This is a genomic window from Streptomyces silaceus (assembly GCF_001419745.1).
In the GTDB taxonomy this organism is placed as follows: Bacteria; Actinomycetota; Actinomycetes; order Streptomycetales; family Streptomycetaceae; genus Streptomyces; species Streptomyces silaceus.
Genome location: NZ_LIRJ01000530.1, coordinates 1 through 9918, shown reverse-complemented (window position 1 = coordinate 9918; position 9918 = coordinate 1). Strand labels below are relative to the sequence as shown.

Annotated in this window: 12 protein-coding genes; 2 read left to right on the top strand and 10 right to left on the bottom strand. The window is 67.3% G+C overall.

Annotated elements, in window-relative coordinates; genetic code table 11:
* Positions 1 to 130: 130 nt before the first annotated feature.
* From AOK22_RS35965 to AOK22_RS35940, 6 genes are all read right to left on the bottom strand, one after another.
* Entirely contained in the window at positions 131 to 298 is a 168-nt protein-coding gene (locus AOK22_RS35965; protein ID WP_208606491.1) for a pRL2-8, read from the bottom strand.
* A gap of 2 nt (positions 299 to 300) precedes the next feature.
* The gene (locus tag AOK22_RS35960; RefSeq protein ID WP_055702885.1) at positions 301 to 618 is read right to left on the bottom strand and encodes a hypothetical protein; all 318 of its coding nucleotides are present in this window, start codon (positions 616 to 618) and stop codon (positions 301 to 303) included.
* 1 nt (position 619) lies between these two features.
* Entirely contained in the window at positions 620 to 967 is a 348-nt protein-coding gene (locus tag AOK22_RS35955) for an RRQRL motif-containing zinc-binding protein (protein WP_055702884.1), read from the bottom strand.
* On the bottom strand, positions 967 to 1824 hold the full coding sequence (locus tag AOK22_RS35950) for a hypothetical protein (protein WP_055702883.1): 858 nt from the start codon (positions 1822 to 1824) through the stop codon (positions 967 to 969). Before AOK22_RS35950 ends, AOK22_RS35955 begins: the two co-directional genes overlap by 1 nt.
* Positions 1821 to 2087 carry a DUF6284 family protein gene (locus AOK22_RS35945; RefSeq protein ID WP_055702882.1) on the bottom strand — a complete coding sequence of 89 codons (267 nt, stop codon included), beginning with the start codon at positions 2085 to 2087 and terminating at the stop codon, positions 1821 to 1823. The genes AOK22_RS35950 and AOK22_RS35945 overlap by 4 nt, the downstream gene beginning before the upstream one ends.
* Before the next feature lie 95 nt (positions 2088 to 2182).
* Positions 2183 to 2635, bottom strand: coding sequence for a hypothetical protein (locus tag AOK22_RS35940; RefSeq protein ID WP_055702881.1), 453 nt, complete (start codon positions 2633 to 2635; stop codon positions 2183 to 2185).
* A gap of 520 nt (positions 2636 to 3155) precedes the next feature.
* On the opposite strand from AOK22_RS35940, the gene AOK22_RS35935 reads away from it, so the two are divergent.
* Both AOK22_RS35935 and AOK22_RS35930 read left to right on the top strand, forming a co-directional pair.
* Entirely contained in the window at positions 3156 to 3896 is a 741-nt protein-coding gene (locus AOK22_RS35935; protein ID WP_167357921.1) for a GntR family transcriptional regulator, read from the top strand.
* Positions 3889 to 4458 (top strand): GNAT family N-acetyltransferase, encoded by a 570-nt coding sequence (locus AOK22_RS35930; protein WP_244165245.1) that lies wholly within the window; start codon positions 3889 to 3891, stop codon positions 4456 to 4458. The genes AOK22_RS35935 and AOK22_RS35930 overlap by 8 nt, the downstream gene beginning before the upstream one ends.
* Positions 4459 to 4592: 134 nt before the next feature.
* On the opposite strand, the gene AOK22_RS44095 is transcribed toward AOK22_RS35930, so the two are convergent.
* The 4 genes from AOK22_RS44095 to AOK22_RS35915 form a co-directional block, all read right to left on the bottom strand.
* Positions 4593 to 5225 (bottom strand): RloB family protein, encoded by a 633-nt coding sequence (locus AOK22_RS44095; RefSeq protein WP_079037052.1) that lies wholly within the window; start codon positions 5223 to 5225, stop codon positions 4593 to 4595.
* Positions 5222 to 6604 (bottom strand): AAA family ATPase, encoded by a 1383-nt coding sequence (locus tag AOK22_RS39225; RefSeq protein ID WP_079037051.1) that lies wholly within the window; start codon positions 6602 to 6604, stop codon positions 5222 to 5224. Before AOK22_RS39225 ends, AOK22_RS44095 begins: the two co-directional genes overlap by 4 nt.
* Positions 6605 to 7392: 788 nt before the next feature.
* Complete coding sequence (locus AOK22_RS35920) at positions 7393 to 8058, bottom strand: DUF4232 domain-containing protein (RefSeq protein ID WP_055702878.1); 666 nt, start codon at positions 8056 to 8058, stop codon at positions 7393 to 7395.
* Between the two features lie 391 nt (positions 8059 to 8449).
* On the bottom strand, positions 8450 to 9871 hold the full coding sequence (locus AOK22_RS35915; protein ID WP_055702877.1) for an NAD(P)/FAD-dependent oxidoreductase: 1422 nt from the start codon (positions 9869 to 9871) through the stop codon (positions 8450 to 8452).
* Between the last annotated feature and the right edge of the window lie 47 nt (positions 9872 to 9918).

Sequence of the window (9918 nt, the reverse complement as noted above, 5' to 3'; positions counted from 1 at the left end):
GCGGGAGGGCTCCTGACTGCCCCGGGCGGGGCGGGAAGACGGGGCACCGGGGTGGCCGCGCAGTGCAGGCGGCGGCCACCCCGGGCAGGCGAGAGAGGCGAGGGTCACGCGGTGGGAGGCGCGGGTGTGGTTACCACCAGATGGAGTTGCTGGGTACGCGGGTGGGGCAGCCGTTGTGCAGGTGGTCCAGGCACTGCGGGCAGTCCTCGCGCGGCTTGAGGCGGCGGTGGATGCTGGGGTCGTAGGCGTGCTGCCAGCACTGCGGGCACGCCCCGGGCGGCGGCTTCTTCACGGGCATGGTCACCACCAACCCGAGGACTTCTTGGCGGCCTTGGCCTGGGCGTTCTCGGTGACGATGCGCTGGCGTTCGGCCTGCAACGCGGCGATCTCCGCGATGAGTCGGGTCTCGGCGGCACTCCAGGCGGTGTCGGCCCTGGTGTCGGCACGGCTGGTGCTCTTGTGCCGCACCACGCTGGCGGAGCCGCTGGCCATGGCGGACAGCAGGGCGCGGCGCTCGCGGCCGTCCAGCGGCCACATCTCGCGGTTCTGCACGGCGGCCAGCTTGCGGTTCGCCTGCTGGATGGCGCGGTCCAGACGGCGGGTGTCGGGCTTACCCATCTCACGCACTCCTCGGGGAGTTGGAAGGGTTGGGGAAGGCGCAGGGGGCGCAGGTGCCGAGCGAGGTGGGGATGACGTAGCCCGCGTCCGTGCGGCACTGCGGGCACAGGCGGCGGGCGGCGTTCGCCTTGGCGAGCGCCGCCCACCGGCCCGGGGTCATCGGGCGCACGGGCTTGGCGAGGTCGATGCGGTAGAGGTAGGCGACCAAAGGTCCCCGGCGGCGGCGCGGCCGTTCGAGCTGGGCAGCCACCTCCTGACCACCGGGCCGCAGGCCGCGCGCCCGCAGTTGGCGGCGGGTGGCGTAGCCGTCCGGGGCCAGGCGCCACCGGAAGATCGGCAGCGCGGCCATCAGGCGACGCGCTTCCAGGCGGCCCGCAGGCGCACCTCGGAGGCGGAGTGGCCGGCGGCGCGGAAGCGGGTGGCCATGTCGCGGTAGGACAGGGCCGGGTCCTCGCTCGTACGGATGCTGTCCACGAGGGTGTCTAGGGCGGCATCGGTGAGGGCGGGCGCGGCGGTCTCCAGCGCGGGAACTTGCTCGCTGGGGCCCCAGACGGGGAGTTCCCAGCGGGCTGTGATGTCGGGTGTGACGGGGGCCGTCACGCTGGTCAGCGCCCTGCCGGTGCCCTCGCCCTTGCGGGCGCTCTCCAGCGTCGACCACGCTTCGGACAGGGTGTGGGCGGTCTTGGCCTGGACGCGGGCGACGCGGGCCCCGGCGGCCGTCACGGCCGTCAACCGCGTCTCCTCCGTGTTCGCTTCGGCGCGCAGTCGGGCGCGGGCCACGGCCGCCTCATCGCGTGCTTCCTGCTGGATGCCCTGGATGGCGTCCAGCGCGTGGGCGGTGAGGGCGGTGCGCTCCCACATGCCGTGCACCAGCCACAGGGCCTTCGCGGCGAGCGGCAGCCACGCCACGGCCAGCCACGCCCCCGCGGAATGCTCGGCGCCCGCGGCGTGGGCGACCAGGACGCCGGTGGCGAGGAGGCCGAAGGCCCAGCCGACGGCGGTCACGGTGCGGTTGTGGTCGCCCTGGGCGGCGAGGCGGCGTTCGTAGGCGAGGGTGGCCAGCCAGCCCCCGTCGATGCCCAGACCGACGACCAGGGCGACCGGCCACGGCACCGCGCTGCCGAGCCACATCATGACCACGGCCAGGGTGAGCACCATGGACACGGCCGTCATCGCCACGGCCGGCAACACGGTCTTGGCCCTCACGCGCCCACCCCCTGCTCGCCCGTGGCGGCGGTGTTGGCCAGCGTGCGGCGGGCGGCGAGCACCTTGCGGCGGGCCCGGCGCAGACGCCGCTCGTCCAACTCGTTGGGGACGCGGTCCAGGGTGAGGATCTGCGCGTCCAGCAGCTCGATGCCCGCCAGGATCACGGGCATCTCCCGCTCGATCGCGTCCAGCTCAGCGGCCGTGGGCTCCAGATCCGGAGCGAACGCGGTAACGGCGTCCTGAACAGTGACGATGTGCTTCATGGGTCGTGTTCTCCCTAGTAGGTGGCAACGGCCCCAACAGCGGCCCCGGTGTTCCAGCACCGGGGCCGCGCGCCGTTGTGATGGGTGAGGTGTGGTCAGGCGTAGATGCGCTGTGCGCCGATGACGCGCAGGGCGGTGTGAGCCTCGCGGGCCCGCAGGCCCACCGCGTCCAGCTCGCTCTCCGTCGCGTCGCCGAGCGCCATCGCGGCGTTGACGGCTTCCTGCGCGGCCGCGAGCAGCTCGCGGTCCCGCGTGGCCATGTGCAGGGTGTCCACGGCACTGGTGACGGCGGTCCGGGCGGCGTAGCGGGCCTGCCGGGCGTCGGTGGTGTCGGCCTGTGCCTCGCGGCGGGCCACGATCTTCAGGTACTGCTGTTCGCGGTGGCGGGCCAACGCGGCCAGCAGCGCCGGGATGGCGCTCGCGAGGTGCTGCCGGCGCGCCTCGGCGGTGGCCTTCTGCGCGTTGCGTGTGGTGGTCAGGTGCTGCATGAATCCGGCGACGACGGTCCCGGCGAGCGTGCCGAGCACCGCGATAAGCGTTCCGACCATGAGGACTCCAGGAAACGAAGGGGTGTTCCGGCTCCCCTCAGCTCCGCCCGTACGACCACGAAAAGCGGCCGGACGGGCGAAGGAGGCAACCGGCGCGGCCAGTGAGCCGCGGGGAGTTGAGATGCGCTGTTACGCGCACGGGACAGAACCCGTGCGCGTCCGCCCTCTTGCTTGCCGAGGTGGGGCGGACTGACCTCAGAACCCATCGACCACCCGTGAGCAGGTGGCTGGGTCCGCACGCTCTTGAGTTCTCAACACGCCGCAAGGGCGCCGCAGTCACTCCTCGACGAGCGCGGTAACCCCTGATCAGGGCTCCCGTTCGCACGGGACTCGCCGAGTGCTTGCAACAGGCATAGCTCTGTACGGGCCACCTCATCCGACTTGTCTGGAGGAGTGCCGTGAGATGAGTTTGCACACTCGCACTTGGAGGGTCAAGCCTTCTCGTCTAACTTGTACGGAGGAGTTAGGGCGACGAGAGAGGGGAGTGCGGATGCGACGGGGACTTACCAAGTCTCAGGAAGTGGCCGCTGACCTGCGGGAACAGATCAGCTCCGGAGAGCTCGCGGGAGGACAGGCCCTTCCGAGCGAATCCAAGATGATGTCCGCGTACGGATACAGCCGGGAGACGATCCGTGCGGGCGTCCGCCTGCTCGTCGATGAAGGGCTCGTGGTCACAGGCCAGGGGTCCGGCAAGTACGTGCGGGAGGACTACCCGCCGGTGATCTGGAACTGGTCGACCCTGGAGAGTCGCAGTCGGCATGCCAACGCGGTTGAGGGCAAGACGTCCGGCGACCAGTGGGCTACTGCCGTTTCTGAGGACGGGAAGACGCCGCGCCAGGAGATCACCGTGAGCATCGTGGAGGCGCCCAAGCACGTCCACGAGTCGCTTGAACTCCCCGAAGGCGCACTCGCCGTGTGCCGTCAGCGCGTGCGCTACGTCGACAATCGACCGTACGCGTTGGCTGACTCGTACTTCCCTCAGGAGCTTGTCACCGGTACCCCTCTGATGGAGCCGCGCGATGTTGCGGCGCCTGGTGGGGTACTTGCTTCTGTGGGCTTGGTCCAGGCGCGGTACCGCGATGAGATCGCAGTCCGCATGCCCACTCGGAAGGAGGCTGAGCTACTCGCGCTCCCTGCGGCAACACCGATTGCTGAGCACACGCGGACCGGCTATGACGCAGACGGGAAGCCGCTCCGATGCATGGTCACGATCCTCCCCGGAGACAGGCACAAGATCCTTTATGAAGTCGACAGTGACTGAGGTACTTCGCCCTGCGGGGCCTGCGGACGTAGAAACGCTCATGGCGCTTCGTACGGAGGCTGAAGGGTGGCTGAGAGGCAAGGACACCGACCAGTGGAATGACACCGAGGTCGGTGCCCGAGCTGTGGCCAAGTGGCGCGAGACCATCGACGATGGGCGCACATGGGTCGTGACCGATGTTGGCACCGGGGACGTTCTCGGAACCATCAGTCGCGGCCCGGCCGACTTCGACTTCTGGACTGCGGAGGACGTGCCGCAGGCAGGTTTCTACCTCTACAAGCTGATCGTGGCCCGGCGTTCTTCCGGCAGGCAGCTCGGCGCCCGGATGGTCGACTGGGCGTCACGTGTCGCTGCCTTGGAGGGACGGGATTGGGTGCGCATCGACACGTGGAGGACAAACACAGGGCTGCACAGGTACTACGAGGACCTCGGGTTCAAGCACGTGCGCACTGAGTCCCCTGTGCATAGGCGCTCAGGGTGGCTCGCCCAACGGCCGGCCGGAGCGCTCACGCACGCAGATGACCTCTTGGAAGTCGCGGGCACCTGCCCCGGTGCATCCTGAGCAAGCAAGGTGGCACCGTGCTCACCGACGAGATGCCCAGCCCCGGGCCCATGAACGTCTGAGCTGTTACAAGTTTCTCTACCTCATCCAGCCCAAAGCCACTCCGCCGACCTAGCTCGTGAACAGTTACAGTTTCAGAGCTTTTCATGCCCCTTCATCTTGCAAGAATGTTCCAGCTCCGCGACTAGTTCAGACACGGAAGAGCTAGGATTGGGGGGTGCATGGTTAACGCAAATGGTTTCGCATTTTTTGGCCCTCGCCTGGGCTTCAGGGTACTTTGTGTAAGGGAAATTGGAAGGTAATTTCTTTCCGGAAATCCCATGCTTCTTCAATTTGTCAGCCAGGGCTTGGGCAGTGACCCACGCTCTGTGCTCCTCGAAATGCCAAAGGAGCCAGATTTCGAAACAGGGACTACTTACGGCAATGTATAAGCTGTGGCGGGATGCAAGTTCGCACGCGGCAGGAAGTGTTGCGTGAGTATCTACGTCAACTACACACCAGACAGAGTCGAATGCATCGCCGTCTTGTTCCTCCCGCCTGCGACGCCGATCGGCCTCACGGACGACGCTTAGAGGGTCTCGGCCAGTTCCAATAGGTCTGACTGATATTACGTGGACGGCTTGAGCGTTGAGGTGTGATGCGAGGCCCTCAAAATATTGCGGCTCTGTCTTCACCCCTTCCGTGACGATCAGGACCTTCTTGTTTTCCGATCTCCTGCCGCGAGATTTCGAAATCTTCTGCGAACCCCTGACCTGACGGCGACTCACTCATGTTCTCCTACGACCAAGGAAGCGCGTAGATCCTCCCAGGAGACGGCAGGAACCGCTCCGTAACGTCCGCTTAGGTAGCGGCGTTCCAGGTTATGATCCGCCTTGACCGGAAAGTCCGTCAAGGGGTAGTACTCTGACGCCCCGGCCCCGTCCTTCTCAGCGAACCAGACGTCCTCCTTCTCCAGGGCCCCTCCGGCTAGGTGCCCCATGAGTGACGTGTCATGCGAAGCAAAGATCAACTGAGCGCCCTTAGTATTGATCTCCGCATCTCTGAAGAGAGAGATGAAGGCGGCCGTGAGGCGCGGATGCAAGCTTGCGTCAATCTCATCCACGACAAATACATGACCGTTATCGATAGCGCGAAGTGCCGGGATTGCAAGTGACAACCAAGCTACCGTTCCGCTGCTTTCATTTTCGATATCGAGAATATAGTCTTCGGCCCGCCCTCCCCCTTTGTGCCAAAACTTAATTTTCCGCTTCTGATCCGCAAGGAAGAACTCCATAAATTCTTCTTTATTGAAGCGGGAGTTCTCCCCAAAAGTTGAGAACACGCTTTCGGCGACTTTGGTTGCCATTTCGAGCACGTCTGGGGCTAGCTCTACATCCTCCACTGTGAGGCGCGAAATTCCCAGGTCTGCAAATTTGAGAAGGCTCTCGGCCCTCCATCGAATAGAGTCGCTTTCCATCCATTTCTTAATCGCCCTGATTCTACCCTTCTGCTGATCCTCCGAATATGCTGCATACTGGATGTGTCGTGTGAGTTGGCGATGTACTCGCTTGATCTGTGCATGCCCCTCCTTGGCGGCAACCGACAAGAAGAGATTCTTCGTGTCTACCTTTCGGGAAATGCGTACGTTTTCGCCCTTCAGGAATCGTCCGAAGGTGTAGTTATCGGTTCCTTTCCCCGATCGATCGAACAGAACCCTGCGGCGCCCTTCCGGGAATGTTGAGAGCCATTCCGCCTTGACTCCCTCGGCGTCGCTTTCGAAGCCATAAACGTATCTCGTGCCGGTTAGTGTGAAGTCAAACTCGTACGCGGACGTTTGCGTGGCTGAGAGGCCATCCAAGGCGAATGGGTGGTACGGGAATGACTCCTCTTCAGTCCAATTTGCGGATTGCCGAATTGCCCTAAGGGCGAATTGGATTGCGTCTAGCAGGTTCGTCTTCCCCGAGGCATTGGATCCAAAAATTCCTACGATCCGGTTGGTTGCGGCCCTCCAGTCGCCGTCGGCTGGCCGCACACCCTCGAAGCTCGACTTCGTTAGTACTAGCTCAGTGGAGTCTCGAATCGATCGATGGTTGGTCACGCGGAACCTGAGCAGCATGGTCACATCACCCTCGAGTGCAGTTTCGTTCCCTCTGAAGAGGATTTCCATCCCCAGGCGTGCTGAAACTGTACCCAGTAGGCAGACGCGGGGCCAGGCGCTTACTCCGTCAGCGGTACTTGGGTTGCGGAGTCCTTCATCCGTATCCGCTCTGGAGATCAGCGGTGCCGCATCCGTCGGCCTTCTCGGCTACGTCCGCTGTAGCAGTCGACGGCCATACAGCGCATGGGCTAGATCGAACTGTTTGAGCAGTGATCACAACGACCGACCGCTGGGCCGCCTCTGGGCCGCCCGAGGCCGAACAACGCCGACAGCCTGCACCCGCAGGTGACCGCCCCCACCCCCCTCTGGCCTGGGCTACCGCAGCCGATCTGCGAAGCACTCCGAGACGGCCGAGTACTGGCTCATTCTGCGTTCAGCTTGGGACCGTGCCACATCCGTGCCAGGTTGGGCGGGGAGTCACGAGGGGCAGCGGACAACGAGTCGTCAGCGTAGGGGGGTGCCAGCCCGCTCCCTCGCAGGTCAGAAGTCCAAGCACCTCTGGGGCACCCGAACTCCCCAAGCTGATGCGCCTCTTTGCTCGACGGCAGTCGTTGACGGCAACAGCGGTGCACGTTGCCGTACCGAAGCGGGCGTGCTTGCACGCCATCGGCCTGGTTCCTGAGCTAAGAGCCAGGTCGATGGACGCACAGAGAGAACTTGTAAAGCGAAGGTCGTCGGTTCGAATCCGACAGGGGGCTCCGTTTCCGCTCATGCCGGCGCCCTCGCGATCGTCCGATCGCGAGGGCGTTCGTGTTTGTGCGTGGCCGGGCCGGTGCTCGTCGGCCCGGGGGCCGGGGCTACTGCTTGCCGGTGCCCACGGGGTCGACCGTGAGGCCCTCGACCGTGGAGTCGTCCGTGGCGGGGAGGTCGAGGCCGATCATGACGGTCTTGGAGTGGGTCTCGTTCGGCGGGGTCACGACGAGGCGGTCGATCTTCACGCCCGAGCCGCCGCTGTTGTTCGGCGGGTAGTGCAGCGTGAAGCGGGTCTCCTCGCCGGACTTCACGACGACCGACGGGGCGGCGAGGTCGGAGCGCTCGGCGCTGATGCCGCCGGGGCCGCCGTCGGCCTTCAGGTCGACGCCCGGGAAGCCCTTGAGGGAGCAGGCGTCACCGGTGTTCTTCATGCTGACCAGGACGTTGCCCTCGCCCATGCCGTGGGTGGCGCGGAACTGGAGGTTCGCGGTCTTGCAGGGGCCGGTGTTGATCTGGCCGCCGCCGCTGCCCGGGGCGTCGTCGGGGGCCTCCGCGTTGTCGCCGTCGGCCTCGGCGCCGGAGCCGGCCTTGTCGCCACCGGAGCCGCCCGAGCCGCCCGAGCCGTCCTGCGCGTCCGAGCCGCCGGAGCCACCCGCCTCCTGGGACGCCGCCGGGCCGGAGCCGTTGGTGTCCTCGTCCCCCTGGCAGGCGGTCAGCGAGAGACCCGCCACGAGGGCCAGGGCGGCGAGGGTGAGCTTCTGGGCGCGCATCGGTTCTTCCTCCGCGGTCGGTGTGGGGTGCCGTACTGCCCCTCAGGACCCACCCGGGCCCACGCGCCGTTCCGCACAACCCCCGCTTCATACATGCCTGTTACACGCGAGTAGCGGGTTCGGGGGGAGCCGTCGGCCGACGAACACCGTCAGCCGACGGCACCCCCACCCCACCCTCGAACCGCCGTTCGGCCCGGTAGGCGGGGCCGGGTCCTCGGCCGGGGCACCGCGCCGACGCGTGCCGCCCCGATGCCGGGCGCCCGGTTCCACGCCCCCGGGAACCCTTCCGCGGCACCGGCGGGCCCCTGGGACAGTTCCGTGACCCAGGGGTCCTTGACCCGGTGCGGCGGCATGGTCTCCTCACACGCGGCCCGAAGGTGCCGTGGCGCCGTCAGGAACGCCCCGCCACCCGGTCCGCGGCGCGTGCGAGGCGGGAGGAATCCGCGGTGTGGGTGGTGAGTTCGCGGCGGTCGGCCGCGTAGTACGTGGCGTACATGCCGTGCACGCCCAGCCAGCGGAAGGGCTCCGGCTCCCACTTGCGGACCTTGTGGTTCACCCAGGGCAGCGTCGTCAGATCGGTGGGGCCCGCTTGGCCCGAGTCCTGCTGGACCAGGTCGCGCAGGGTGCGGGCGGCGAGGTTGGCGGTGGCGACGCCCGAGCCGACGTAGCCGCCCGCCCAGCCGAGGCCCGTGGCGCGGTCCAGGGTGACCGTCGCGCACCAGTCGCGGGGCACGCCGAGGACACCGGACCAGGCGTGGGCCACCCGCACGCCCGCGAGCTGCGGGAAGAAGCGGGTCAGGATGGCGCGGAGCGCCTCGACCGTGGCGGCCTGCGTGCGGCCGTCGTTGTCCGTCTTCGAGCCGAAGCGGTAGGGCACGCCCCGGCCGCCGAGCGCGATGCGGTCGTCCGCCGTGCGCTGCGCGTACATGTACGCGTGCGCCATGTCGCCGAGCGTCTCGCGGCCCTCCCAGCCGATGGACTCCCATTGGGCGGGGGAGAGCGGCTCGGTGGCGATCATCGAGGAGTTCATGGGGAGCCAGGTGCGGCGCTGGCCCTTCAGGGACGCCGTGAAGCCCTCGGTGCAGCGCAGGACGTAGGGCGCGCGGACCGTGCCGTAGGGGGTGATCGCGTGCTTCGGCCTGATCTCCGTGACGGGCGTCGACTCGTGGAGGGTCACGCCCAGGGACTCGACGGCGGCGGCCAGGCCCTGGACGAGCTTCACCGGGTGCAGGCGGGCGCCGTGCGGGGTCCAGGTGGAGCCGACGGCCCCCGCGACGCGCACGCGCTCGGCGGTCTCGCGGGCGCCGTGCAGGGTGCGGTCCTTCTCGCCGTACGAGAGCTCCGTCGCGTGGAAGGCCTTCAGACGGGCCAACTGGGCGGGCGTGTAGGCGACTTCGAGGACACCGCCGCGGTGGATGTCCGCCTCGATGCCCTCCGCCCGCGCGGTGTCGATGACCTCGGTGACCGTGTCGTTCATCGCGTGCTGGAGGCGGACCGCAGCCTCGTGGCCGTGGAGTCCGGCGTAGCGGTCGCGGCCCGCGATGCCGTTGTAGAGCCAGCCGCCGTTGCGGCCGGAGGCGCCGTAGCCGCAGAACTTCTGCTCCAGGACGGTGATGCGCAGGAAGGGCGCGGCCTTCTTCAGGTAGTACGCGGTCCACAGGCCGGTGTAGCCGCCGCCGACGATGCACACGTCCGCCGTGGCGTCGGCGGTCAGGGGCTCGCGGGCGGTGGGCAGGCCCTCGTCCGCGTACCAGAACGATATGCCGCCGTTGACCGTGCCGGGCGCGTGGTTCGGGTTGCTCGTGCTGCTCATGGACGGACGTTACTGCGCAGGTGGGGGCCGTGGGCAGGGGTCGGCGG

Excerpts from the sequence above, each read along its gene's own strand:
- AOK22_RS39225 (WP_079037051.1), bottom strand. The coding sequence starts at position 6,604 with ATGGAAATCCTCTTCAGAGGGAACGAAACTGCACTCGAGGGTGATGTG.
- AOK22_RS35960 (WP_055702885.1), bottom strand. The coding sequence starts at position 618 with ATGGGTAAGCCCGACACCCGCCGTCTGGACCGCGCCATCCAGCAGGCG.
- AOK22_RS35965 (WP_208606491.1), bottom strand. The coding sequence starts at position 298 with ATGCCCGTGAAGAAGCCGCCGCCCGGGGCGTGCCCGCAGTGCTGGCAG.
- AOK22_RS35945 (WP_055702882.1), bottom strand. The coding sequence starts at position 2,087 with ATGAAGCACATCGTCACTGTTCAGGACGCCGTTACCGCGTTCGCTCCG.
- AOK22_RS35915 (WP_055702877.1), bottom strand. The coding sequence starts at position 9,871 with ATGAGCAGCACGAGCAACCCGAACCACGCGCCCGGCACGGTCAACGGC.
- AOK22_RS35955 (WP_055702884.1), bottom strand. The coding sequence starts at position 967 with ATGGCCGCGCTGCCGATCTTCCGGTGGCGCCTGGCCCCGGACGGCTAC.
- AOK22_RS35940 (WP_055702881.1), bottom strand. The coding sequence starts at position 2,635 with ATGGTCGGAACGCTTATCGCGGTGCTCGGCACGCTCGCCGGGACCGTC.
- AOK22_RS35920 (WP_055702878.1), bottom strand. The coding sequence starts at position 8,058 with ATGCGCGCCCAGAAGCTCACCCTCGCCGCCCTGGCCCTCGTGGCGGGT.